Origin of the sequence: Methylomonas methanica (assembly GCF_001644035.1) — a bacterium.
In the GTDB taxonomy this organism is placed as follows: domain Bacteria; phylum Pseudomonadota; class Gammaproteobacteria; order Methylococcales; family Methylomonadaceae; genus Methylomonas; species Methylomonas methanica_A.
The window spans coordinates 19,296-42,837 of record NZ_LUUG01000082.1 but is presented as its reverse complement, the minus strand read 5'-3'; the positions used below and the strand labels follow the sequence as shown (position 1 = coordinate 42,837).

Below are 23,542 nucleotides of genomic sequence, written 5' to 3'. Positions count from 1 at the left end.
AACTGTAGGATTAGTCCCACAACTCATATTTAATTTGCGAACTTGCTAACGGATGTCGCTTGCAATACGTGTTTAAGGCTTTTAAAGTGCCGAACTGTTTTATCCAGTATTACAAGGACATTTGCTTTCATGACTCAATACCCAGAAAAATCTTGCAGCATCGACCGATTGGTTCGTCACCCGAAATTGGTGGCGGCAACGTTGGCCGGCGAAAAAACCCAGCAACGCCGCGACGGTCTATATGCGTACCCCGGCGAAACCTTTGTGTTGGAAGACGTAGTATTTGAAGTAACTAGCGTGGAGCGGCAGAGAATAGGGGAAATGAGCGATGCGGATGCCAGGGCGGAAGGTTATCCGAACTTGGCAATATATAAGGATTTAATACTGAAAATGCACAGCGGCATGGAGTGGAACGAGGACGGACTGGTCTGGGTACACAGCTTTAGGCGTCAACAGCTGGAATAAGAATACCTTTCTCGGCTAGTTCCCGCAGCATCGGCGGGCCGTTTACCATTAAGGCTTGGCTATCGAGGTGCGGGAATTCCGTGGCAACCGTTTGTAAACAGTGCTCACCGGTCATCGGCCCCCTATCCTGCAAAATTTGCAGCAAGCGTATGGTCAATCCGGTGGTTTTGAGGAAATGTACGCTGTCGAGATTGTCGCGGTAAACGATCAAACAAGTGGGTTGCTCCGGCGGCTCTAGCGGTAAAAAGCCAGGGCCTATTGCCTGCACCGGATAGCGGTACAGCAGCGGCCAGGCCAAGGGCGATAACGCCATGCTGCGCGGCAACAAGTTCTCCAGAAAATTGCTGTCACCCATCACCGGCGTGTCCTTGGCAATCGACAAGGCCATTTCCACCCACTCGTAATGCGCCAATTCCAGCAGAAACGGATAATCGTTTGGATTGCGACGTTCGTTTTGCAGATAGGCTAAAAACTCTTCAGCAATTTCCGAGAAATAGGGCGTTTCGCAGCTATGCCGGGTAAAAAAATCCTGGGTGATTTCCAGCCATTGCTCATCATTCAGAATGGCTCGCAATACCGGAAAATTACTGGCAATAAAACTGTCGATATTGTTGAAAAACAACTCCCGATACATCGCCATGCGCCGTGGCTCGACATCTCCCGGCGGCGGATTATTTTCCGGATCGCGAATATGAGCGGCAAATTGGCCTTGGGTAGCCTGAAAATCGGTAGCCATCAGGCCACCTGTTTTTGCCGCTCAGCCGCATAATGCTGCTGAATGGTTTGGATGGTGTCTACTTCTTTGCTTAATTCAAGCAACGAGGGAATGTTGAAGTCCCGCTCCAGCAGGGTAGGAAACACGCCGAAAAGCTCGTAAGCCTTGCCCAACAAAGTCCAGACCGGATCGACCACCGGCGCGCCGTGGGTATCGACCAGAAAATCCTCTGCTTCCACATAATGACCGGCGATGTGCGCGTAAGCGATACGCTCGGCAGGCATGGCCCGCAGAAAGCTCTCGGCATCGTAGCCGTGATTGACGCTGTTGACGTAGATATTGTTGATGTCGATCAGCACATCGCAGTCGGCTTCAGTGACTACCGCGTTGAAAAAATCGATTTCGGCCATTTCCTGACCCGGTGCGGCGTAATAGGAAATATTTTCGATAGCCATCCGCTGTTCCAGAATGTCCTGAACCCTGCGGATGCGCGCGGCAACATGCTCGACGGCATCTTCCGTAAACGGTATCGGCATCAAGTCATACAAATGCCCGCCGTGACTGCAATAGCTGAGGTGTTCGCTATAAAACTTGATACCGTGTTCGCGCATGAACGTTTTCAAGTCGCGCACGAATTGCTCGTCTAGCGGGTCGCTGCTGCCTATGGACAGAGACAAGCCATGACAGACAAAATTAAAGCGTTCGGTCATGGCCCGAAACTGTTTGCCGAACTTGCCGCCTATGGTCATCCAGTTTTCCGGCGCCACTTCGTAGAAACCGACATTGCTCAGTGGCGACTCGACAATCTCGCTCAAAAACGAACGCCGCAAGCCTAAGCCGGCACCGTGAACGAGATTGCGAACGCTGTCCATGACTTACTCTTCCGGCGCTTCTGGGGTTTCCGGTTTGTGCGTAGACCGCCAAAACAAGGCTACGCCAATGGCCACCAGTACGCCCAGGATATACATTTCGTATTTTTTGACCTGGCCCATGATGGACTCGGCAAATTCGCCGAAGGTGTAGCCCAGATAACCGACCGCTATCGCCCAAATGCCGGCGCCGAGGAAGTTCAGCAAGAAAAACTTCAAGGGATGAATCTTACTGGCACCGATCACGAACGGCGTTACGTTACGTACGCCGTAGAGAAAGCGAAATCCCAATATCACCGGTATCTGATGCTTGTGGAGCAAATCGAAAACCTTGTCGGTTTTGCTGTGCCAAAGCGGACGTTTCTCCAGAAAAGCGATACCCTTCCAACGGCCCAGATAGAAAAAGGTCTGGTCGCCGGCAAAAGTACCTAAAAACGCCGTCAGCATCACCCATTCCAGCTGCAAATAGCCGCCATGCGCCAAAAAGCCGGCGATGACCAGAATGGTTTCGCCTTCCAGATACGTACCGATAAACAAGGCTAGATAGCCGTAATCGATAACCAGCTGCTGTAAATCATTAAAATCCATAGTGTCGGTCTATTGGCGATGAGTCGAAATTAATGGCTGGCCGCTTTGTCGGCATCCATTTTGCTTCCGCAACTGCCTTCTTCGCCTTTCATCATGGCACCGCAGCTATGTTCGCCGGATTTTTTGTCGCCACCCATCATGGCGCCGCAGCTGCCTTCTTCGGCTTTTTTAGACTTGTCGGCACTGTGATCCATACCGCCCATGCTGCCCATACTCATCATGCCGCCACCAGTCATCATACCCATACCGCAAGCGCCTTCTTTACCCTTCATCATCGCGCCGCAAGAGCTTTCCATGCCTTTTTTCATTTTGCCGCCGCTCATCATGCCGCCGCACATGCCTTCGCCGCATGAGCCTTCGGTTTTCTTCGCTTCGGCTTTTTTAGCTTCGCCCTTTTTAACACCGTTGCCGTCCATCGCGTTGGAACCGCAAGCGCCTTGGCTAATTTTGCCGTTGGAATGATTGTCGGCAACTTGCATATAGCCGCTGGACAACTCGGAAACGGCGAAGGGGTTGGTATCGGCCTGCACGTTGACAGCCATACCGGACAAAAGCGCACCGCCCATCGCGGCGGCCAGCGGAGATTTATTAAATTTTTTCATGCGTTTATCCTCTCGTGTGATTTTTTAATTATGCTGCTCCAGCATACAACTGCCGGGGCTTACGACTGACGCGTAATCTTTATGGCTCTACTCTGATTATTGCATATTCAGTCTAAATTCTTTGCCTTAAATTCGCAGACATCGGCGATGCAGCAAGCAGCGCAACGCGGCTTTCTGGCAACGCAAATATAGCGGCCGTGCAGAATCAACAGATGGTGTGCATCTTTCTTGTATTGCTTGGGCACGGTTTTATCCAGCTTCCGCTCTACTTCCAGTACATTTTTGCCCGGCGCCAGACCGATGCGGTTGGCAACCCGGAAAATATGCGTATCCACGGCGATGGTCGGCTCGCCAAATGCAGTGTTTAAAATCACATTGGCCGTTTTACGGCCCACACCAGCCAGCGCCTCCAGCGCCTCCCGCTCGCGCGGCACTTCTCCGCCATGCTGTTCCAGCAGAGTCTGGCAAAGTTTTATGACATTTGCTGCCTTGCTGTTGAATAAGCCGATAGTTTTGATATGCTCCTTCAAACCGTCTTCACCCAAGGCCAGGATCGCCTGCGGCGTATTCGCCACCGGAAACAACTTGGCCGTCGCCTTATTGACGCCCTTGTCGGTCGCTTGCGCCGACAGTACTACGGCCACCAACAATTCGAACGGTGTGGTGAAATTCAGTTCGGTGGTCGGATTCGGCGTGGCCTCGGCCAAGCGCTGAAATATCAGCAGGCGTTTTTCGTTATTCATGCTCAAAAATCGATTCAAAGCCAAGCTTTCCAGGATTGTCCCGGCTTGCAAGGTAAATATTGGTAGCGTCGTTATTCGCCCACTAAAGAGCGATACGGTAACGAGTAATTTATTTAATTTGGAACCAAACTCCCGCGCATCAGGTCACTAGCTAGCACTCAGAAAGGGTGCGGAAAATCACAACAATTCAATCCGGGGGAATTATGAAAACATTTACAACCATTACCATTAGTGCACTACTGTTTGCCAGCGCTGGCGTATTCGCCGAAGAACACGCCGCCGCCGCGCTGGAGCACGCGAACCAGGCGGTCACTCACGGCAAAGCCGGCCATAGCCCGATTTTGGTGGAACATGCCGAAGCTGCCTTAACCCATGCCAAAAAAGGCGCCGAAGTCGCCAAGGGCGAATCTAAAACGCATATCGATGCCGGTGTAAAATCATTGGAAAGCGCGATTGAGCACGGCAAAATGGGCCATGCCGACGTAGCTACTAAAGCGGCAGAAGAAGCCGTCGGCCATATCAAGGCCGGTAATAAATAGATCCATTAGCGATCAAATAGGTAGAGACGTCAATTTCAGCGTCTCTACCTACTTCCCTAAACGGAAACAGCACCGGCGATATGCCGATGCGCTTGATAATCCAACAATTCGAAGTCGGCAAACTCATAGGAAAATAGCGATTCCGGCCGGCGCTTGAATTGCAGTTTCGGCGCCGCCAAGGGTTGCCTGCTGAGTTGTAATTCGACTTGCTCGAAATGGTTGCTATAAATATGCACGTCGCCGAACGACATGATCAGCTCCCCCACGTCCAAATTGCATTGCTGCGCCAGCATATGCGTCAACAAGCCCACACTGGCCTGATTGTAGGGTACACCCAAAAAGCAATCGGCACTACGCTGGGTCATCATGCAGGACAACTTACCGTTCGCTACGTAAAATTGATACAACACATGGCAGGGCGGCAGCGCCATTCGCCCGGCAGCGGCATTCTCGCGCGGACCAACGGTTTCGTCCGGCAAAAATGCGACATTCCAACCGCTGACGATATGCCGACGGGAATCCGGTTTGTTTTTTAAACCGTCCAGCAGAATTTGTATCTGATCGTAACACTCACCGTGCGGCCCCAACCAGTTGCGCCACTGCGCACCATACACCGGCCCCAGTTCACCCTCAGGCGTGGCCCATTCGTCCCAAATCGTTACGCCGTGATCATTTAAATACTTGATATTGGTATCGCCGCGCAAAAACCATAGCAATTCGTAAGCAATGGATTTGAAATGCAACTTCTTGGTGGTCAACAGCGGAAAGCCCTCGGCCAAGTTGTAGCGTATCTGCCGACCGAACAAGGAGCGGGTCCCGGTCCCGGTGCGGTCGCTTTTGTCGATGCCGTTAGTCATGATGTCGGCGAGAAGGTCCAGATAAGGTTGCATAGCGCTCTAAGGTCAAAAATTGGCGGGCAGTATAACTTGCCGGCTTGATGAATACGACTGTCACATGGTGGTGTTTAAGCAGCACTGATGGCTGCCACCGAGAAGCTTAGCGACACGGCAAAACCGCTTGTCGTTAGCTCTGAACGGCTCGTGGGCACCGCCAACGGATAAAATGGCACCGCTGAACAGCTCGGAAGCACCACCTAAGCATTGGCGGGTATTTCCAGGATGCTCACTGGCACCTTAGAACGAAGTGGCATTACCATCAATCAATTCGCCGCAATATCCAGACCAAAGTGTTGGCTTTTTTTACACTGGTGAACCAAAATCAACGCTGCTTCCACTACACCGCTTCAATAAACCGATTAGTTTTAATCACTTATCTATGAGTGGCGCCAATTTTGCTAGTGGTTTTATGAATAGTCGAAAACCGTTTGGCACAGACTACGCAAACCCTTGAAAATAAACGATAGACCAACAGCGCAGCAACTTCGGAGAACGCCATGCAATTTAAAATTTTATTACCTTCGGCTATATTGGCACTTTCCGCCATACCTACCGCTAGCTCTGCCCAAGGTGTGAGTTTGGCATCGGGCTTTACAGACTTCAGCACATGGAGCCTTTATGGCTCGGCAACCGCAATTAACGCAACTCCCGGCAACGGCTTTACCTACAGTAACTTGGAGTTGACCTTGCCGGGAACCGGCGGTAGCGCCGGCGCCGGATTTGCTCCAGATGCGACTACGCTAGACTTCAACCAAGCCTTCAGCTTTGACTTTCATTTCTTTATTCCGGCAAACACCGGGATTCGTGGCGACGGTTTAACTTTCACGCTATCGGATGCGCCCGGTGTTGGCGGCGGCGGTTCGGATTTGGGCTACGCCGGACTATCAAACAGCCTGGCATTCGCTGTCGATACATTTAATTTCGGCGGCGAACCGGAATCTCCCAGTATTCAGATTCTACAAAATGGCGATGTCAATCCACTGGCCTACACCGAAACAGGCTTGGGAGATTCAATCAGAGACCCAAACTGGCAATGGCGCGCTACTTTTACCTACACGCCATCGGGTTTGCAGGATGAAACGGGCGATCTGACCGGCACTATTTACCACACAGATTTGGGCACTTTTTCTGTCACCGCTACGTCAGTCGATTTAAGCAACCTGGGTACGGCAGTGGCAGCTGGTCATCAGTTGTATTACGGCTTTACTGCCGCGAACGGTTTAGCCGACGATGGTCATTTTGTCACTTCGGCTACCCCCGTGCCTGTTCCAGCTGCGATATGGTTGTTCGGCACTTCTGTCGCCGGTTTGTTTGGGTTCAACCGTCGCCGTTTGGCATAACAGTTTTCGGATTCTTTGACCCAAATAGCCAAATTGGCGTGATTTTCACGCCAATTTGGTTGGACTATATTAACAGACTAGCAAAAACAATTCGCCGCCATTAAGGAAGCTCTTAACAAATTGACTCCGCTTATGCTTTCAGGGCAAAAGTGGTCAGCAACTGTCTTTCTGCGCTGCTCTCATTCCCGCACCCTTACAGTCGATTCCAAGTGGAATCAATAATGTATTTGTCGTCTTTATGCCCTTGGATGCTGAATGTGTCGAAGGGCATAAAATCAGCGCGTCCTTAAGCACGTTGGATTCAACAATTCCGCCAAAAGCTCAACCGTTGGCGGACAGAAACATGGCTTAAAGTGTTTCAGCCAAAGCCGCGGGTCTCATAAACTCCAGCAATTTGTTATGGGACATCGGCTTGGCATACAGATAGCCCTGCCCAAACGTGCAGCCCATTTTCCGCAAAATCAGTTCTTGCCCGGGCTGTTCGACGCCTTCGGCTATGGTTTTAACCCGAGGCTTTTAGTCATGGCCGAAATCGTCGATTGCGGTTTCGACCCCGTGCGCCTTTAATTCTCGCAACTGATCAGAGTTTTAAGCGGCTGGATATTGCCGAAAAGACTGATACACTTCGCTGTCAAGATCATGCCCGGAAATGACTAGTCTGCAAACACCACGGATTTTTTGGCACGATGCGAAACTGACACAGGGCAATAGAAAAAATTTATTTACACTGATCTCAAGCTGAGTAATAGTTTTGCCCCAGCGTTTAATCTACAGGAATCCAATGAAAAATCTGTTCTTCGTTTTTGCCCTGTGCCTGTCCGTGGACAGTTGGGCCGGGGTTTTTAAATGCACTGATGCAAGCGGTCACACTAATTATCAATCTTCACCCTGCACGGTGGAACACAAAGCGGTGCAGATGAATACTAAAACCGGCAGCAGCGTCGATTTAAATGCGCTGGAAAGACAGCAAGCTGCAGAAGCCGAATTGAAAAAGCAGCAGTCTGCGCAGGAACAAACCGAGCAACAGGCCAAACTCGACGCCATCGCCAAAAATAAACAAGATGCCAGAGTTCAGAGCGAAATGACGCAGACTCTAATCAAGCAAAACCCCATGCAGTTTTCCGCATTCGCCATCCCACCTTACGATCCGGAAAAGCTACCTGCGCAAGTCAAACCCTTTGAAACCCGTCTGCCGGATGTCGAAAAATTCCGGAGGCTGGCCGCACAAAAAGCACTGGCCAGCGGTGAATGTCAACGCATCGAAACCGACGAACTGACCGCGAAAAGTAAGCTGGATCAACTAAATTTTCTAATCAATTGCAGCAGCGGCAAAACCTTTTTCTTCAACGAAGCGGATCTCGTTCAACCATGAGTGTGGGCAAAACGCTGTTCGTCACCGGCTGCTCCTCCGGCATCGGTTACCACACCGCAGTGTTTTTAAAGCAGCGCGGTCATCGGGTGATTTGCTCCGCGCGTAAGCCCGATGACGTGGAACGCTTGCGCAGTGAAGGCTTCGAATGTCTGCAACTGGATTTGGCCGACTCGCTGAGCATCCAACAAGCAGTTCGCGAGTTAATAGCGCTGACCGACGGCAAGATCGATGCGCTATTCAACAACGGCGCCTTCGGCCAACCAGGGGCAGTGGAAGATTTGAGCAGGGACGTGCTGCGCGATCAATTCGAAACCAATCTGTTCGGCACTCACGAGCTGACTAACCTGCTATTACCCGTAATGCGCAAACAAGGCCATGGCCGGGTGATCTATAACAGTTCGGTTTTAGGCATTGTGGCAATGAAGTTTCGCGGTGCCTATAACGCGAGCAAATTCGCCTTGGAGGGCTTGGCGGATACCTTACGCCTGGAATTGCGCGGTACCGGGATTCATATTGTGTTGATCGAACCGGGACCGATAGAAAGCCGCTTCCGGCAAAACGCCTTTGTTTTGTATCAACAGCACATCGACGCCGAGCATAGCTTTCATAAAGATACCTATAAGGCCATGGAAGCCCGGCTGCAAAAACCCGGCCCAGCCGCACCGTTTACATTACCGGCTAGCGCAGTCGCGGAAAAAGTGGCGCATGCTTTGGAGTCGAATCGGCCGAAAATTCGCTATCGAGTGACGGTACCCACGCATTTGTTTGCCTGGCTAAAACGCCTACTGCCCAGCGCATGGCTGGACAAGCTGCTAGTCAGCGTCGAATAAGGCCGCAACGGCATTTTTTCGCCGCCGAAAAAACCATAAAAACCGCTATAAACAGACTAGCAAACAGAATGAACTGTGCTATCATCCCGGCCCAACATGTAGTGGTTAAAGCGGTTGGGTTAGCAGCTATATGTTCTTATAAAAATAACTGTGAGGTTCAATACATGAAAATTTTAAAAAGTGCTGTTATCGCGTTCTCTTTAGCTGCTGCCATGGGTTCTTTTTCAACTGCTGCTGTTGCTGAATCTGATCCAGGTAGAGCTTCTTACAAACCTACCGATGTAATCAATGAGGTTGTAACGCGTATTACAGCTGCCGAGACAGCAATCAATAACGGTGCGGAAGGTGACGCAGTTGTCGATTTGATCAAAAAAGCGTCTGATTTCATCAAAGAACTCAACGCAAACGACAAAGTTGCCAGATATGCGGATAAAGCTAGAGGCCATTTGAAATTAGCGATTACTTCAGCTAAAGCCGCTAACCTGCAAGAAGCCAAACAACATTTGGCGGCTGGCAAAGAAGGCGTTGAAGCTTTGAAAAAAATGCTTTAATTCTGTCCCGGGGTGTCTTTCGGGACACCCCGTATTTTTCTATCCCTCCCCGTTCGTCGCCAGCTCTGGCAATATTTACAAATAATACTGACTTTTCTCCAGTTGGCTTTCCAGCCAAGCTAACAACTCCCTCGCATTCCCGGCTTTTGTCTCAGCTAAATTGAACGTGGCAGCGCGGTTTAATACTTGCCAACGATTCAGCAGCATGTGCAATTTAGCGGCATTGGTCGCCGTGAAATGAAACTGTTCAAGCCACTGTTTGTATAACTCGCTTCCCGATGTCGGCAACGATTCCCTGAGCCTAGTCAGCACGGCGATCATATGTTCGACGTCAGCAATACGCGCCTGCACCCAAGCCGCGACCGACTCTTCATTGATTTTCTCCAGTGCCGATTCGGCATTATCCGACACCACTTTTAAACAGTGAATCAATTCGCTGGAACTGAATTTAACGGCTATTTCGTAAAACGCCGACGCCTCCATATCGCGCAGATTCTCGTCGCTATAATCGGCATCGGCTCTGGACAAGGTGATTAGCGGTAGAGTCGAGCAAGGAGCATCGAAAGCCAATTGCGGATAAAAGCGCCTTTGTGTTTCGGCATCGGTGATTTTATCGGCTAAAAAACAACTGCCTAGCGCCTGTTGGCGATGCCCGGCGATACCGAAATTGAGCAGGATAGGTTGGGCGACATCGGGAAATTGCGCCATTGCGTAAGCCACCGCGCCAGCCATCGCTATTTTGCCAACGCCGCTAATCACGACAACGATGTCGGCGTTTCGGTATAGTGCAAACGGCTGCTTTTGCGGTAGTTTTTTTAGCCGCCATGCCTGAATTAACGGCTTGGCCTCACAGGGCAATGCGACAAAGATAAAAGTTGATGGTGCAAAGTCAATCACAGTTTTTAAGAAAAATTCCCTTATATTTTAATCAATTGTTGAATATTCATGATAATTCACATAAATTTAAGGTTCGTCAATTTTCAAAGGGAGACGTGCCGTGACTGAAATGAATTCCGTAGCTAACAACACCAGTTCAAATAACTTGCATCTGGTGACAGCATTGCAGGAAGAACGCTCCGCCGTCTGGGCTTTGTATTGTCAACTCGCCGAAATGAAACCATTCTCCAGCGAGAACGCGATTAGGCCGATGCTGTCGGAGTTTTCGCAACTGCTGATAGATTACATATCGCTCGGCCACTTCAGCATCTACGAACATCTAATAGCCGAAAAGCAGCATCAAACTTCAACGCTGTCTCACGCCGAAAAGATATATCCGGCATTCTCCAGTACTACCGTGTCGGCGGTTACTTTCAGCGACATATACGACGACGGCAGGCGCAAATTTAATACCGAGAACCTGGCCCAGGATTTATCCATGCTCGGCGAAAGACTTGCAGAACGCATGGAGCTGGAAGACCGGCTTTGCTCCATGCTGCTGCATTGATCACCTGAAGCAGCCCATTTAAAGGCCGCCGAATGGCCTATTTGCCTTCGGCTGCCGAAATCCCCGAAACAGAACCGGCAGCGCCCTTAATAAACAAGTCCTTCAAACGACTAAAGGCCGCCTGCAAGGTTTTATCCATCACCACCTGATTGCCTACCGAAACAATTACCCGCGCCAGCTCAGGCATCTTGGTTTTGGTCGCCAGCATGTAAATCGGCTGCACATATAAAATCGAATTGCCCATGGTTAATATCACCATTCGGCCTTTTTTAACTTCCGAGCCTTGTTGGTTCCATAGCGTAAATTGCGAGGCAATTTCCGGATTTTGATCGATCAGCGCATTGACCTGCGACGGTCCGTTAACCTGTACGGCCTTCGGAAATTTGAAAATAGTGATACCGGGTTTGTAACTGTGATCGCAGCTGGCTTGGTCGATAGTGCCGGCAATGCCGACCATGCTTAGATTATCTCTATGCACCGGCGTCATCGGATTAATCATTACAAACTCCTCCATATCGTTGCAGCGATCAAAGTCCATCGTAATGAAATAGGGTAATACCGGCTGTCCATCCACGGAGGCGAATTGCCAGGTTTCCGCCTGTTCATAAAACAACTCCGGGCTGTTTTGATGATATTTAGCGTAAATTTTCATCTGCATATAATACAAATCGCGTGGATAACGCAGATGCTGCATTAACTCGTCGGGCATTTCCCGCAAATTTTTGAAAACGCCGGGATACGCGCGGTTATACGCATTGATAATCGGATCTTTTGGGTCGGAAATATAGTAATCGACGCTGCCGTCATAGGCATCGACCACAATTTTCACCGAGTTACGGATGTAATTGAACTTGTGCTGGCCGTCCAGATAATCGTCCGCTGCCGGCTTGGAGACCGGATAATAATTGGATAAGGTATAGGCGTCCTGTATCCAGTAGAAACGTTCTTTGTTAACAACTAAATACGGATCTTTATCCAGATGTAAAAACGGCGTCAGTGCGGTAATCCGCTCGTCGATATTCCGACGCAGCAGTAACTTGCTTTGCGCCGATATATTGGGCGAGAAGAAGATTTTTTCGTCTTTCAGATAAAACGCGAACAACATCTTTCTGAACAGCGACGGGATCGGTATGCCGGAGTTACCCTGATAATCCAGCGAGTCCCCAGCCGCAGAGCTGGAAATGTCGGTGACAGCCAAATTGTTCGGCACGATCGCGTAGCGATATTTCTCCAAGCCATAATAAATGTCAGGATATTTCACGGAAAATCCGACATCGGAGGTCATGTTCAAATCGCGCAAGTACCAAACGATAGGAATTCCGGCATCCTGAGCAGCCGGAGAGATGACCGCGCCGTATCCATGGGTGTAGCGCAAATGGGTGTTTTCCCAGTTTTGCGCCTCCTTGGGTAATTTATCGATATTGACTTCACGGGCTGCCAAATTGACCTGTTGATGATGTCCGTTAATGAAATAACGGTCTTCATCGACAGTCGGAAAGCCATAATAAGGCCGAATGCCTTGTAACTGCATATAGCTGTCGATCAGAAATTCGCGATCCCAGACCGGAATATTTTCGAAATGTTTTTTGGTCGACCAAGCTTCTATATCTTTGGTGGCGTCCAGATTGACCTGAAAATCGACAGTTTTAATATTGTTTAAATCGAACGCCGCCATCGTCGCATCAATGTTATGCCGAATTGAATCACCTTCGGTGCGGGTAAAATTGGGCTTGACGATAAATTTTTCAATCAACTCAGGCAAGGTATGCGAGCCTTGCAAGCCCCAGACTGCCAAAAAACCCAAGGACGCCACGATAACCGGAGTTTTACTGCGATGTCTCTCCGACAAGGCGTAAAAAACTACCGATATGGCAATCGCCAGAAAGAACAGGACTTCAAGCCAAATCATCGGCAACTTGTAACGCAATTCGACAAAACCGGGGCCAAAAAACACCGGCTCGTTACCCGCCGAATATAACAAGGCGAAGCGTTCCAGCAAAAAGCCCCAAATCACAAACAACACCACAAAGGCAAACAGCACCGTCAAATGGATCTTCGCACCCAGTGGAAATTCCTTGCTTTGATTGGGTACAAACACATGCTCCATCCAATACAGCACACCGGTCGCCAAGAACACAATAACCGCCGTGGTTAGCAACTCCTTCTGAATCAGCATGTAAATCGGATAGGAAAACATGTAGAAACTGACGTCGTTGCCGTATACCGGATCGACGATACCCGATGCGCTGCCGAAGAAAAACAGCAGTGCCTGTTCCCATTGCATGTAGAACGGTACAGCAATGACCACGGCAAGCAGCAGTGAAATGGGAGTATAGACACGGGCCGAACCGCTCATGAACACATCGGCAAAGCGTTGAAAACGCCGGCGCTTGGAATCGTCCATCAATATTTCATCGGGCGGATTCAGGCCCAGGTAGCGAGAGGCAATCCAGAAGTGAAACAGGAAAACGGCAAAGAAAAATGCGGTAACCGCACCGGAAAAAATAAATCGGTAGAGCAGCTTCAACCAAAAGTAAGCTTCGAATTCCAGCGAACGGAACCACCACAAATCCACGAAAAAATCGAGAAACACGAAGTAGAACGCGACGTACAGCACAATAGCAGCCGCCAGGGTAGCTACAGTGATCGCCGGCAACAGTTTCCAGTTACGCATAATTTCCTCTTTACTTAGATATCCGATCGCCTACTTGCAGAACACAGCGGCAAACAATGGCCGACAATGTCCCCCTTAACATCAATGGCTGAGCATTCTAACACCCAAATCCGGATTGTGATTGTCCGGCATATTGCCTGATTGTTGACTGGATTGCCGAGTTGTTTGCCTCGGGGAAGGGGGCGTGTTTAAACCGATACCAAAAAGCTGATTGCTTGAGCCAAATAAGAGGAAGGGTGGTATGGCCACTGACATCAACAGCAGTAAGGTGCCGATTTGGCGTAGCGTGATGAACAATTCAGCGTGATCATGACTAGAAAGGTTTGTTTGCATCGTAACAACATTAGACATGATGCGGCAGTTTCTCTCATGCAGGCTGACAGTAAAACGCCGCTGCCGAGACTCTAGCTCGACAGCGGCGTTGGCTTGAAACGAAGCAGTATGAGATTACTTCTTAAACATCGCCAAGATCCGCTGGCGATTGGCAAAGCCGACGTAACTCAACCCACCCAATATCAAGCCATACAGCAATTGCCCGATAAAAGACGACTGATTTCCGGCTCCGGCTGCTTCAGCTTTCGCCGCCGCATCGCCCGTATTCAGCGGTGGAGGCGGTGGCGGCACAAAAGCTACTTGTTTTTTATTGCTGATTTCCGGCAAACCTAAGCTTTTCCAGGCATCGTAATCCTGCCAGGCCGGATACTTACCTTGCCAGAATTCTCTGGTGAAGTAAGGTGCCAGGCTCATGCCATGGACTTTCGGGATGCCTTTCTCATCGGAAAAGCCTTTGTAAACCACCAAACTGATGTCGCCGCCCTCGCCGATACCGTTAGTAGTGAAGGATTTCTCTACGTGGTCGTGAAACATCCAAACGCCTTGTCCAAAGCTGTTTAGACCATCGTCAACGCCGCTCAATTCCAAATCGATACGCTGGGCCGGCACCATGCCATGCACGTCGCGCTTGATATAAGAATTGGGACCGTTATCGACACCATCGTAATGCGTAACCATAGGCTTATGGCCGTGAATATGCATCGCAAAGGCTTCCTCGTGACCGTTCAAGATCCGCAGCTTCACCTTTTTATTTTCTTCCATCAGGATCAGCGATTCCCGCAATGTGTAAGGGAACGAGCGGCCGTTGAGCATGAAATAATCTGGCGTGGAATCAGTAATGTCATACTCCTGATTCATACGCCGGGCGATGATTCGCGGGTCATTGGCGGAACGCACCATTTCATGCAATTCCTTATCAACTGATTGATAGTGCAGATCAAACTCAGCGGCATATTTTTCTTTGACCGCCACCGATGGATGTCGAACCTGGCCGTTACCAACATTGAAAACCTGCACCCAGTTGTTGGGACGATTTTCCTCAACCACGAACATACCTTGCAAACCCATCGGAATATGGGTGTGCGGCTGCACATGGCAGTGGTAATACATGGTGCCGGGTTGACGCGGTTTGATTACATAAGTTTTGCTTTGGCCGGGCAACACATCCATCTGACCAGTTTGACCGACACCATCGTTGCCTTCGCCGCTATGATCCATGTAAGGATGATCAACGCCGTGCAAGTGGATTGAGTGCGGAAAGTAATGGCTGTTTTCCAATACCAACCAAACGATATCACCTTGTTCGACCCGTATCGTCGGCGATGGCGCGCGCAGCAAAGGGTTCGCTACCGGCTCATACAAGCTCAAGGTAGACATATCGCGTGTTTTAGGGGCGTAGACCCAGAAAGTCGGTTGAATGCCCGGCGCGATGTCAAACGTGGTGGTGGGGTCCTTCATGTCCGGCGAATGGCCGTTCAGTTCGGCAATTTCCAGCTTGATAATATAGTGATCGGGGTCGCCGTCGCCGTCCATATCTTCGCCGAGCGTAATGGCATCAGCGGCGAGTTGCGTCTCCATTAAGGTAGACATTGAAATATTATTGGTGCCTTTAACAAAAGCAGCGATTTCGGCAGGATTATCGGGGTTACACATCCGTGATTCTTGTATTTCGACTCCGTCGATCACTTGCGCATCACGCCACTTGGCATCGGTAAATTCGGAACAAACTTCCTCTGCCGCACCCATCTTGACGCTACTGGTCGCCGGTAGTTTGTCTACCGCCGCCATAGCCCATTGCGACGCCGGAAGCAGCATGGCGCCACACAGAATGGGGATAACCTTTTTATGCATACAAAACCTCATAAAACAGACGAATTGACGGAAGCCTCAACAAGGTTTCCGAATATCAGAAAAGCCAGATACTGTAACCAGAACCCATGGGTAAAGTACAGTAATTATTTAATGAACACGACGACAATCCAGACTGATATTACCGGGCCGACAAACGATCTAATTCGGCAAGGCGGCTAATGCCTTATAATTCCACGACGAGCGATTATTACCAGTCAATCCGCGACATTTTTGCAACAGACCTCTCAGCCAGATTATGCCCAGCATCAGAGTATTGCTTTGTTTGATTTTCATTTTTTTAGTTCACGGCAGTTTCGCCTGGTTGAACAATCAGCCGCAAGACGCCGGCACCGACGTGCCGTCCGGCAAATTGATGAGCCTGTCTTTTGCGCCGTTTCGGGAGGGCTTCAGTCCGCTGGAAGAAAAATTCCCGTTGCCGGAACATATTGACGAGGATTTGCGCCTGCTGGCCGACAAAACGGAAACCATCCGCACCTACTCCAGCCTTGGCGGCCAGCAACCCACCCCGAAGTTAGCCCGCAAATACAGCCTGAAAATGATCCAGGGCGCCTGGCTAGGCTACGGCTACAAAGACAACAGCAATGAAGTCAATGCGTTGATCAAGTCGGCCAACGAGCATCCCGACGTGGTGAAACGGGTGATCGTCGGCAACGAAGTATTGTTACGCGGCGATATGGATGTCGACAGGCTAATTGGCTACATCCGCGAGGTGAAGAAAGCGGTCAAGCAACCCGTGTCTTATGCCGACGTGTGGTCGATGTATATGAAGTACCCCAAGTTGATTAATGAAGTGGACTTCATCACCATCCACATTCTGCCGTATTGGGAGGACGAGCCGATTTCGGTGGAAAATGCCTCGCAACATCTGGAAAAAATCGTCAAACAAGTGGAAGACGAAGCTCGTGGTGTCGCCCCCGGCAAACCCATATTGATAGGCGAATCCGGCTGGCCCAGTGCCGGCAGGCAGCGCGGCATGGCCATTCCCGGCGTAGTCAATGAAGCCAAGTTCATACGCGGTATGATCCAGGTAGCCAATCGCCACGGCTTTGATTACAACATCGTCGAAGCATTTAACCAACCCTGGAAAAGCGAGCTGGAAGGCGTGGTTGGTGCCAACTGGGGCTTGTTCTCGGCAGACCGCGAACCGGTATTTCCATTGACCGGCCCGGTCAATGAAACGCCCAACTGGACTATCCGTTTTGCCGTCGCCACGCTGATCTGGCTGTTGGCAATCGTGAAGTATTCCAAGAAGCTGGAGCACGTCTCGCTAATTCGCATGTTAGCGTTTTTCACTCTGGCGCAAGTCTTCAGCGTTTGCCTGGTAACATTGGCCGACTTTCTCTGGTACACCAGTTACAGCAACTGGCAGCGGCTTTATACCGCAGCGCTGGTGGTCGCGAATACAGCTCTCGGCGCGCTGCTGCTTGAACGCGGGAGCGACATTTTGAGTGATAAACCAGGCCGCACTAAGTTAGCCAATAGCTTGAGGACCGGTTATCTACTCTTTATATTACTGGCACTTTATAAAACCTACGGACTCGCTATGAATGGCCGTTATTTGAGTTTCCCGATAGAGCAATTCACCATTCCGGCTTTTGGGGTAATCGGGTTGATTGCCTGCTTATGGTTGAGGGAGCACAAGTTGAATGGCCGAGTTTTAGCGTTTGACAGTTTAATTGGCTGGAGCCTACAAAGCAGCCGTGACCGGTTTGTCGCATTTTTGTTGAGTTTTGGCACTATCGCGCTGATACTGGGCGAAACCAAAGCCTTTATGGATGGCAGGGATTTTATCCAAGCTCACCCCGGCTTTTCCGAAGGCCTACCCTTTGCACTGAGTTACACCTTGCATAACCAGCAACTCCTTAGTTGGCTGACTTGTTTGGTTACCTTGTCCCTTCCGTTCTGGACGAACAGTCGTAGCAAACAGGACGCTTAAGTTTTCCGTGAGCGGGTATTGCGCCGTAATACCCGTTTTTTCCCTCCCAAATCGCATCCAATATCGAGTGACAGTTTGCCGCGCGTCAATTTGTCACATTTTCAAAACAAGCATTCACCCTTAAACTGTATGCAACTCTTATGTATGCGCTCCCTCTCCTAAAGGGTAAAGAGTTTTAATATCCTTCCTCAATGCGGCCTTTGGGCCGCATCTTTTTTCTGGATGAGGTCGCTGTCTATGGAACGAAATTACTACTCAACTACGTCAACTTTCGTGCACCCTAACGAACTGAATTGGCGCACAGCTTTTCATGAAGCCGGACACGCTGCGGCTATTCATCTTGGTAACCGCCAAAAACAATTACCTCCGGTATTTTTCGAAATACATGTCAAACGGCCAATTAACGCTTACGACGATTTCTTTGCGAAAGTCGTAGACGGCAACTTAATCCAAAACTTGCCGATTGCCGTTGTGGAAAGCTTTAACGACTTATCTGGCGACAATCAGCAGCACGCCTGCCAACGCGCTTACGAAGCGGATGTAGTCAACTTATTGGTTGGGCCTTTGGCTGAAGCCAAATATGTCTCTATTCGCGACGACGAAGTGTTTAATATTAATCTAATAAGTTTCAATGCTTTACATAACTATGGCGGCTACAGCGATCTGGAAAAAGCGCTTAGCTACCTGGATCACTTCATCGCGTCAAAAACCCAGCGCGAAGAGAAAATGCAGGAATTGTTGCTCCAGGCTTTTCGCTTTATCGATAATCGCCGCCACTGGAAATGTATCCTGAACTTAGCCCACTATATCCTGGACAGTCAGCAGGAAATCATCTCCTGCGATGAGGCGATTGGCATATTCGACCGCTGCCTGACAGCCAGCACACCATTCAGGTCCGTTCGTTACCCATTTCTGTTTGGCTGAAAGCAAGCGAACAAATCACTCAGGCGTGACGACTACTTTTGTAGGGGGCGCTAAAAACTAACATTTCGCGTTAGATAGTCGGCGAGTCTAAACGAACCGCCAAAAGTGGGGGCTACTAAAGATTACGGCTCGAACACCGTACAGCGATTGCGCCCGCCTTGTTTGGACTGATAGAGCGCCTGATCGGCCCGCACGAAGACATCGTCGTGCGTATCGCCCTCTTTAAACTCGCTGATCCCGCAGCTTATGGTCAGATTGACATTTTCGCCGTTAGAATTAAATCCGCAGCTCTGAATCATCTTGCGGGTATTTTCCGCCATTTCCAACGCCTGAAACGCACTAGTATTCGGCATTAGCATCACAAACTCTTCGCCGCCGTAGCGAGCCACGAAGTCTGTTTCCCGACAGTTATTCAGCAATAATTGCGCAACCAAAGCCAGGGTTTTATCGCCGGACTTGTGCCCATAGGTATCGTTGATGCGCTTGAAAAAATCAATATCCCAAATGATCAGCGCTAGCGGCGCTTTGTAACGCTTCCAACGCTTCAATTCCATTTCTGCACGATTGTTGTATGCCAAGCGATTCGGCAAGCCGGTCAAGGAATCGTTTAGGGCTTTGTCGTGCTCTATCTTGAGTTTAACGCGCAGGGTCTCTGTCTCGGTTTCCAACTCCTGTAATTTTTGCGTCATTAACTCAATTTTTTCTTGCGCATCCCGCTGCCTTTCATCTTCTATTTGTTTATGCTCAAGTAACCGCTCCAATAAACGATCAAGATGCTCCGCTGTCTGATTCTTTAACATATCAAGTTCATCGGCCGCCTGTGTCGAGTCCTTTAGACTGCCCACTTGCCTATGAATTTCTGTATTCATAATCTCGCGATCATCAATCAACGCTCGATTAGCTTGACCTGCGGTTTCTACGTCTTGCCCGAGTTCGTCCAGCTTCTCGCTCAAATCCCCTAGAAACACATCGATGCCTTTCTGCTCGGATGCACTGTAATCTTTGATATTCAGCAGCAAGGTAATCGCCGAGTCGATGACTTTCTTATACGAATCCTCACTGAGATTAGCCCTGACCCGTTGCTTTAACAGCGAGGTCTGTTGCTGAAAACGCAAGGGAACCTCGGCATCGCTGAGCAGTTCATCCAAACGCTCCAGCAAATAGTTGTTTTGCGACGCAGGACCATCGTCTTCCCCGGCGCTAACATCCTGTTTGGCTTGCTTGGAAATGTGTAACAAAGTTTTGGATACAGCTTGCAATTCGGACAGTAACTCATGCGAATTCGCGCCGCTCCGCAATTTGGCGCCTATCGCGAGCAGATGCGGCTCCAGCAACTTGTGGCTGCCTTGGCAAAAAATCAACAGCTGGATGACCAGCTTGTATAAAAACTTTTCGTTATCGAGCGGAGCGGAATAAGGGGTAGCAGTCGCCATATCTATCCGACTTGGTTACACGACAACACAGCGGTTACGGCCGGTTTGTTTGGCACTGTACAAGCCGGAGTCGGCTCGGTTGAAAATCGTTTCATTATTGTCGCCGTCGATAAATTGGCTAATTCCGCAGGATAAGGTGATAAATACTTTGTTGCCATTCGCATTGAAGCTACTTTTTTCCAAGGTTTTTCGAAGTTTTTCCGCGATCACTAAGGCGGATTTGGCATCGGCGCCAGGCAGTATCATTACAAATTCTTCGCCGCCGAAACGCGCCACGAAATCGGTTTCCCGGCAGTGTTTGAGCAACAATTCAGCGATAACAATCAGGGCCTTATCCCCGCATTTATGCCCGTAAGTGTCATTGATGTTCTTGAACAAATCCACATCCCAAACCATCAGTGTCATCGGCGATTTATGCCGCCGGCAACGCGCCATTTCATCGTTCAAGCGATCCTCAAATGCCAAGCGATTGGGCAAATTGGTCAACGGATCGCGGGTTGCACGATGTTGAGCAAGATCCAGTTTCGAGCGCAATTCGGAAGACTCGGATTCCATTTCCCGGAGCTTTTGCGACAAGATCTGCATTTCGCGCTGGGCCTTATCCCGTTCCTGTTGTTCCTGGAGATTGTGCGCTTGAATTTGTTGCGTGATAGTGGTTAATCGACTGCTGACAATTTGCTTCAGCGGCTCAAGTTGGGTTGCGTTCTCGGATTTTTCCCGCAACTCCATGATTTGCTCGGATACGGCCTGATCCAGCAGATTACGCTTCTTAACTCTTATTTCGTTAGCTGCATTGACGCCGGTGGCTTTTACACCCAACTCGGTTAATTGCTCGGTCAATTTCGACAAAAATGCCGCCATTTCCTGCTGTTCCGATTCCAGATGCTTTTTTACCGCCAACAACAACGCCACCGTATCGTCAAAAATAGGCCCAAGGGCTTGATCAGCGAACAACCGGCTTTTGATTTTTTCCGCATCCTCGGCAAACAGCAACGGAATTTCCGCATTGTCCAACAAACGGATCAATTGAATATTGATGGCTTTGGCATCCGCTCCGGTCAGCTCCAAGGCCAAATCAATGTTGGTCAGCGGTTTATTTTCCTCGACCAACTCCAACAGGGCCAGATAAAAGGCCTGATTGTTGCTGAACTGGCGATTTTCGTATTTTCCGCGAATCTCATCGAGCTGATCCAGGTGCCGAGGATATTGCTTACCAAGAAACTCAAACAGCAAGGAAGCGTCCGGGAGGGTGGGCTCCGGCGATTCTTCCAACATTATCAGCGCATTAGAAAAAGCCGACAGCTCTTTCTGCAATTGCTGACTTTGCAGGCCGCCTTTCAATAAATTGCGAATACGATTTAAGTGAGGATCGAGTTGCCGGTTCAGGCCTTTAACGGCCAGCGCAAAACGGACTATGGTCTTGCACAACAACTCTTCGTTGGCTTTGTATTGTTTTTCAGTTTGTTCCTGGTCGTCCAACAGCTTGAGGTATTTTTCCTTCCACCTGTCCGGACCCTCATCCTTGTTTTTAAAAAAAACCATGAAACATGCCCTAATTCTAAAATTCTTAGTCGCTTGATTATAGTCTATCGTTGAATTTGTGAAGAATATCCTACAATCAGTATTCGCCTCTCACGTCCTTGTGCGGCAATTCGCTAGTTGGCCGTTTATTTTTTCTGACTTTCTTGCGCGATCAATTGATTAACCACGGTCAACATATTGGCTTGGGATTTGGCCGACTGCGCGGTGACTTTGTATTTACCGTTGACGATCAACGCAGGTACGCCGCTGATACCATAACGCGGACCGGTAGACTCGGCTTGACGCAATTTGGCATCGACTAAAAATGAGTTAAAAGCACTACGAAACTCCTCGTCCTTAACCCCATGATCGGCAAAAAACTTAGCCAGTTCCTCTTCGCTGACTAATTTTTGCTTCTTGTTTTGAATTGCATCGAACAGATCGGCATGGACTTTATCCAAAACACCCAAAGCTTCGGCGGTAAAATAGGCCTTGGCATGCTTGCCCCACAGATCGCTGAATACCGCCGGTTGACGGATAAACTCAACATTGGCGGGCTTGGTTTTCAGCCATTCCACCATGGCCGGCTCCAGGCTGTAGCAATGCGGACAGCCGTACCAAAAAAACTCGATCACTTCGATCTTGTCCGGATTTTGTACCGGCTGCGCTGGCGTTACGGCTTCGTAACCCCCCTCAGCATTTACCAGCGAAGAAAAGCTCAACAGTCCCAATAATGCGATTATTTTTAACATCAACGTTCTCCGTAATAATGTATTCCCGATAAAAAACCATGTTCACACTCAAATGTGTAAACAATTTGACAACAAACCGAGCGCAACCATCAAGCCATTCACTTGTCATATCCGCGCGTCGTCAAGCTCTCATGCGTTCACGCAAACGACAATCCTGCAATCTATCGTCAATAAGCCCCTGCGAGACTGACCTTACCTAATTTTCTAGGGGAGGCTAGTACGCTCCAGCTGCCAGAGATAAGGGGTTTCAGTGCGAGGAAGGTAGATTGCGACATGCATGAGGAAGAGAGTTTAATCCTTGTGAATTAAGGACTGGATCAAATCCGGCAGAGTAGCGGCTCCGCCGGACAATGAATGCTTATTTCATCGTGGAGATGTAGTAAGCAACCGCTTTAATATCCTCGTCAGTCATTTTAGTGGCGATCATGTGCATCATGTTTTCCCGATTATTGCTGCGCGCGCCGGTTTTGAAATCAGTCAGGCTTTTAATCAGATAATCGGCATGCTGAGAATGCAGGGATGGGAATGAGGCCGGTTTATTACCTTCCGCATACGGTCCGTGGCAAGCCACGCACGCCGATACTTCGCGGCTGATATTACCGTTACGGTATAAATCGCTACCTTGGGTAATTAAGGCATCCAGCGCGGCTTTTTCTTGCTCAGGCGTTTTTGCGGGCGCATCGTCGTCGTCACTCGGCGGCAATTTAGGCGCCGGGTTGGTGGAAATTTTGTTGCCGGCATAATAACTGGCAAGTTCCTGAATCGTTTGATCATCAAGACCTGCCGCCAATGGCGCCATCATAGGCGCCAAGCGCGCACCGCTCTTGAATGCTTGTAATTGTTTAACCAAATAAGTCTGGTGCTGTCCCGCCAATTTCGGAAACGCCGGCATCGTGCTGTTACCGTCTTCGCCATGGCAGCCTGCGCAACTGGCGGCCTTGGTTTTTCCGGCGCTGGCATTACCCTGCGCATTTACATGACCGGCGGCGGTTGCCAACAACAAAGTGATGGAAACAGTCAGCAATTTTTTTATCATTATGGGCCCCTGCTCAGGAAGGTTGATCGACATTAAGCAAGCTGATGACAGCCACCAGACGCTATAATGGCCGGATTCTAACCGATTTATAAACACTAAGCGAGACT

The 23,542-nt window shown here is 49.6% G+C and carries 23 protein-coding genes; 9 read left to right on the top strand and 14 right to left on the bottom strand.

The features are described 5' to 3' along the window. Positions 1–129: 129 nt before the first annotated feature. The gene (locus A1332_RS14285) at positions 130–465 is read left to right on the top strand and encodes an ASCH domain-containing protein (protein WP_064009158.1); all 336 of its coding nucleotides are present in this window, start codon (positions 130–132) and stop codon (positions 463–465) included. Here the strand turns inward: A1332_RS14285 and A1332_RS14280 are convergent. The 5 genes from A1332_RS14280 to nth form a co-directional block, all read right to left on the bottom strand. Then, positions 443–1,201, bottom strand: a complete 759-nt coding sequence (locus A1332_RS14280; RefSeq protein WP_064009157.1) for a DNA-binding domain-containing protein — start codon at positions 1,199–1,201, stop codon at positions 443–445. The genes A1332_RS14285 and A1332_RS14280 overlap by 23 nt on opposite strands. Continuing rightward, positions 1,201–2,052 (bottom strand): DUF692 domain-containing protein, encoded by an 852-nt coding sequence (locus tag A1332_RS14275; protein ID WP_064009156.1) that lies wholly within the window; start codon positions 2,050–2,052, stop codon positions 1,201–1,203. Before A1332_RS14275 ends, A1332_RS14280 begins: the two co-directional genes overlap by 1 nt. A gap of 3 nt (positions 2,053–2,055) precedes the next feature. Continuing rightward, on the bottom strand, positions 2,056–2,637 hold the full coding sequence (locus tag A1332_RS14270; protein ID WP_064009155.1) for a DedA family protein: 582 nt from the start codon (positions 2,635–2,637) through the stop codon (positions 2,056–2,058). A 29-nt stretch (positions 2,638–2,666) separates the two neighbouring features. Next, positions 2,667–3,239, bottom strand: coding sequence for a hypothetical protein (locus tag A1332_RS14265; protein ID WP_064009154.1), 573 nt, complete (start codon positions 3,237–3,239; stop codon positions 2,667–2,669). Between the two features lie 107 nt (positions 3,240–3,346). After that, positions 3,347–3,982, bottom strand: coding sequence for an endonuclease III (gene nth, locus A1332_RS14260; RefSeq protein ID WP_064009302.1), 636 nt, complete (start codon positions 3,980–3,982; stop codon positions 3,347–3,349). Positions 3,983–4,185: 203 nt separating this feature from the next. Here nth and smbP point away from each other — a divergent pair, with 203 nt between their 5' ends. After that, positions 4,186–4,521, top strand: coding sequence for a small metal-binding protein SmbP (smbP, locus tag A1332_RS14255; RefSeq protein WP_064009153.1), 336 nt, complete (start codon positions 4,186–4,188; stop codon positions 4,519–4,521). A gap of 56 nt (positions 4,522–4,577) precedes the next feature. On the opposite strand, the gene A1332_RS14250 is transcribed toward smbP, so the two are convergent. Next, on the bottom strand, positions 4,578–5,411 hold the full coding sequence (locus A1332_RS14250; RefSeq protein ID WP_064009152.1) for a thymidylate synthase: 834 nt from the start codon (positions 5,409–5,411) through the stop codon (positions 4,578–4,580). Positions 5,412–5,914: 503 nt separating this feature from the next. On the opposite strand from A1332_RS14250, the gene A1332_RS14245 reads away from it, so the two are divergent. Next, positions 5,915–6,757 carry a lectin-like domain-containing protein gene (locus A1332_RS14245; RefSeq protein ID WP_064009151.1) on the top strand — a complete coding sequence of 281 codons (843 nt, stop codon included), beginning with the start codon at positions 5,915–5,917 and terminating at the stop codon, positions 6,755–6,757. 348 nt (positions 6,758–7,105) lie between these two features. On the opposite strand, the gene A1332_RS26525 is transcribed toward A1332_RS14245, so the two are convergent. Beyond that, entirely contained in the window at positions 7,106–7,255 is a 150-nt protein-coding gene (locus A1332_RS26525) for an EAL domain-containing protein (protein ID WP_082879696.1), read from the bottom strand. Positions 7,256–7,538: 283 nt separating this feature from the next. Between A1332_RS26525 and A1332_RS14240 the strand changes: the two genes are divergently transcribed. The 3 genes from A1332_RS14240 to A1332_RS14230 all read left to right on the top strand — a co-directional run bounded on the left by A1332_RS14240 (position 7,539) and on the right by A1332_RS14230 (position 9,510). Continuing rightward, entirely contained in the window at positions 7,539–8,129 is a 591-nt protein-coding gene (locus tag A1332_RS14240; protein ID WP_064009150.1) for a DUF4124 domain-containing protein, read from the top strand. Beyond that, positions 8,126–8,959, top strand: coding sequence for an SDR family oxidoreductase (locus tag A1332_RS14235; protein ID WP_064009149.1), 834 nt, complete (start codon positions 8,126–8,128; stop codon positions 8,957–8,959). The genes A1332_RS14240 and A1332_RS14235 overlap by 4 nt, the downstream gene beginning before the upstream one ends. A gap of 68 nt (positions 8,960–9,027) precedes the next feature. Beyond that, a complete protein-coding gene (locus tag A1332_RS14230; RefSeq protein ID WP_231890301.1) occupies positions 9,028–9,510 on the top strand; it encodes a hypothetical protein in 483 nt (160 codons plus the stop codon). A gap of 75 nt (positions 9,511–9,585) precedes the next feature. On the opposite strand, the gene A1332_RS14225 is transcribed toward A1332_RS14230, so the two are convergent. Further along, complete coding sequence (locus A1332_RS14225) at positions 9,586–10,407, bottom strand: hypothetical protein (protein ID WP_064009147.1); 822 nt, start codon at positions 10,405–10,407, stop codon at positions 9,586–9,588. Between the two features lie 109 nt (positions 10,408–10,516). Between A1332_RS14225 and A1332_RS14220 the strand changes: the two genes are divergently transcribed. After that, the gene (locus tag A1332_RS14220; protein WP_064009146.1) at positions 10,517–10,954 is read left to right on the top strand and encodes an Rsd/AlgQ family anti-sigma factor; all 438 of its coding nucleotides are present in this window, start codon (positions 10,517–10,519) and stop codon (positions 10,952–10,954) included. 37 nt (positions 10,955–10,991) lie between these two features. Here the strand turns inward: A1332_RS14220 and A1332_RS14215 are convergent, their stop codons facing one another. Beyond that, positions 10,992–13,628, bottom strand: a complete 2,637-nt coding sequence (locus A1332_RS14215; protein ID WP_064009145.1) for a UPF0182 family protein — start codon at positions 13,626–13,628, stop codon at positions 10,992–10,994. Positions 13,629–14,075: 447 nt separating this feature from the next. Then, the gene (locus A1332_RS14210; RefSeq protein ID WP_064009144.1) at positions 14,076–15,812 is read right to left on the bottom strand and encodes a multicopper oxidase domain-containing protein; all 1,737 of its coding nucleotides are present in this window, start codon (positions 15,810–15,812) and stop codon (positions 14,076–14,078) included. 256 nt (positions 15,813–16,068) lie between these two features. Between A1332_RS14210 and A1332_RS14205 the strand changes: the two genes are divergently transcribed. Both A1332_RS14205 and A1332_RS14200 read left to right on the top strand, forming a co-directional pair. After that, positions 16,069–17,769 (top strand): exo-beta-1,3-glucanase, encoded by a 1,701-nt coding sequence (locus A1332_RS14205; protein ID WP_064009143.1) that lies wholly within the window; start codon positions 16,069–16,071, stop codon positions 17,767–17,769. A gap of 237 nt (positions 17,770–18,006) precedes the next feature. Next, positions 18,007–18,693: a hypothetical protein gene (locus A1332_RS14200; RefSeq protein ID WP_064009142.1), complete on the top strand. Its 687-nt coding sequence runs from the start codon at positions 18,007–18,009 to the stop codon at positions 18,691–18,693. 122 nt (positions 18,694–18,815) lie between these two features. On the opposite strand, the gene A1332_RS14195 is transcribed toward A1332_RS14200, so the two are convergent. The 4 genes from A1332_RS14195 to A1332_RS14180 all read right to left on the bottom strand — a co-directional run bounded on the left by A1332_RS14195 (position 18,816) and on the right by A1332_RS14180 (position 23,435). Then, positions 18,816–20,126: a GGDEF domain-containing protein gene (locus tag A1332_RS14195; RefSeq protein ID WP_064009141.1), complete on the bottom strand. Its 1,311-nt coding sequence runs from the start codon at positions 20,124–20,126 to the stop codon at positions 18,816–18,818. Positions 20,127–20,141: 15 nt separating this feature from the next. Then, the gene (locus A1332_RS14190) at positions 20,142–21,668 is read right to left on the bottom strand and encodes a GGDEF domain-containing protein (protein ID WP_064009140.1); all 1,527 of its coding nucleotides are present in this window, start codon (positions 21,666–21,668) and stop codon (positions 20,142–20,144) included. 125 nt (positions 21,669–21,793) lie between these two features. Next, positions 21,794–22,399 (bottom strand): thiol:disulfide interchange protein DsbA/DsbL, encoded by a 606-nt coding sequence (locus A1332_RS14185; RefSeq protein WP_020484400.1) that lies wholly within the window; start codon positions 22,397–22,399, stop codon positions 21,794–21,796. Between the two features lie 358 nt (positions 22,400–22,757). Continuing rightward, the gene (locus tag A1332_RS14180; protein ID WP_064009139.1) at positions 22,758–23,435 is read right to left on the bottom strand and encodes a c-type cytochrome; all 678 of its coding nucleotides are present in this window, start codon (positions 23,433–23,435) and stop codon (positions 22,758–22,760) included. Positions 23,436–23,542: the final 107 nt, after the last annotated feature.

What these genes read in the sequence shown, in the direction of transcription:
- A1332_RS14285 (WP_064009158.1), top strand. Translation starts at nt 130, where the DNA reads ATGACTCAATACCCAGAAAAATCTTGCAGCATCGACCGATTGGTTCGT.
- A1332_RS14280 (WP_064009157.1), bottom strand. Translation starts at nt 1,201, where the DNA reads ATGGCTACCGATTTTCAGGCTACCCAAGGCCAATTTGCCGCTCATATT.
- A1332_RS14275 (WP_064009156.1), bottom strand. Translation starts at nt 2,052, where the DNA reads ATGGACAGCGTTCGCAATCTCGTTCACGGTGCCGGCTTAGGCTTGCGG.
- A1332_RS14270 (WP_064009155.1), bottom strand. Translation starts at nt 2,637, where the DNA reads ATGGATTTTAATGATTTACAGCAGCTGGTTATCGATTACGGCTATCTA.
- A1332_RS14265 (WP_064009154.1), bottom strand. Translation starts at nt 3,239, where the DNA reads ATGAAAAAATTTAATAAATCTCCGCTGGCCGCCGCGATGGGCGGTGCG.
- nth (WP_064009302.1), bottom strand. Translation starts at nt 3,982, where the DNA reads ATGAATAACGAAAAACGCCTGCTGATATTTCAGCGCTTGGCCGAGGCC.
- smbP (WP_064009153.1), top strand. Translation starts at nt 4,186, where the DNA reads ATGAAAACATTTACAACCATTACCATTAGTGCACTACTGTTTGCCAGC.
- A1332_RS14250 (WP_064009152.1), bottom strand. Translation starts at nt 5,411, where the DNA reads ATGCAACCTTATCTGGACCTTCTCGCCGACATCATGACTAACGGCATC.
- A1332_RS14245 (WP_064009151.1), top strand. Translation starts at nt 5,915, where the DNA reads ATGCAATTTAAAATTTTATTACCTTCGGCTATATTGGCACTTTCCGCC.
- A1332_RS14240 (WP_064009150.1), top strand. Translation starts at nt 7,539, where the DNA reads ATGAAAAATCTGTTCTTCGTTTTTGCCCTGTGCCTGTCCGTGGACAGT.
- A1332_RS14235 (WP_064009149.1), top strand. Translation starts at nt 8,126, where the DNA reads ATGAGTGTGGGCAAAACGCTGTTCGTCACCGGCTGCTCCTCCGGCATC.
- A1332_RS14230 (WP_231890301.1), top strand. Translation starts at nt 9,028, where the DNA reads ATGAACTGTGCTATCATCCCGGCCCAACATGTAGTGGTTAAAGCGGTT.
- A1332_RS14220 (WP_064009146.1), top strand. Translation starts at nt 10,517, where the DNA reads ATGAATTCCGTAGCTAACAACACCAGTTCAAATAACTTGCATCTGGTG.
- A1332_RS14215 (WP_064009145.1), bottom strand. Translation starts at nt 13,628, where the DNA reads ATGCGTAACTGGAAACTGTTGCCGGCGATCACTGTAGCTACCCTGGCG.
- A1332_RS14210 (WP_064009144.1), bottom strand. Translation starts at nt 15,812, where the DNA reads ATGCATAAAAAGGTTATCCCCATTCTGTGTGGCGCCATGCTGCTTCCG.
- A1332_RS14205 (WP_064009143.1), top strand. Translation starts at nt 16,069, where the DNA reads ATGCCCAGCATCAGAGTATTGCTTTGTTTGATTTTCATTTTTTTAGTT.
- A1332_RS14200 (WP_064009142.1), top strand. Translation starts at nt 18,007, where the DNA reads ATGGAACGAAATTACTACTCAACTACGTCAACTTTCGTGCACCCTAAC.
- A1332_RS14195 (WP_064009141.1), bottom strand. Translation starts at nt 20,126, where the DNA reads ATGGCGACTGCTACCCCTTATTCCGCTCCGCTCGATAACGAAAAGTTT.
- A1332_RS14190 (WP_064009140.1), bottom strand. Translation starts at nt 21,668, where the DNA reads ATGGTTTTTTTTAAAAACAAGGATGAGGGTCCGGACAGGTGGAAGGAA.
- A1332_RS14185 (WP_020484400.1), bottom strand. Translation starts at nt 22,399, where the DNA reads ATGTTAAAAATAATCGCATTATTGGGACTGTTGAGCTTTTCTTCGCTG.
- A1332_RS14180 (WP_064009139.1), bottom strand. Translation starts at nt 23,435, where the DNA reads ATGATAAAAAAATTGCTGACTGTTTCCATCACTTTGTTGTTGGCAACC.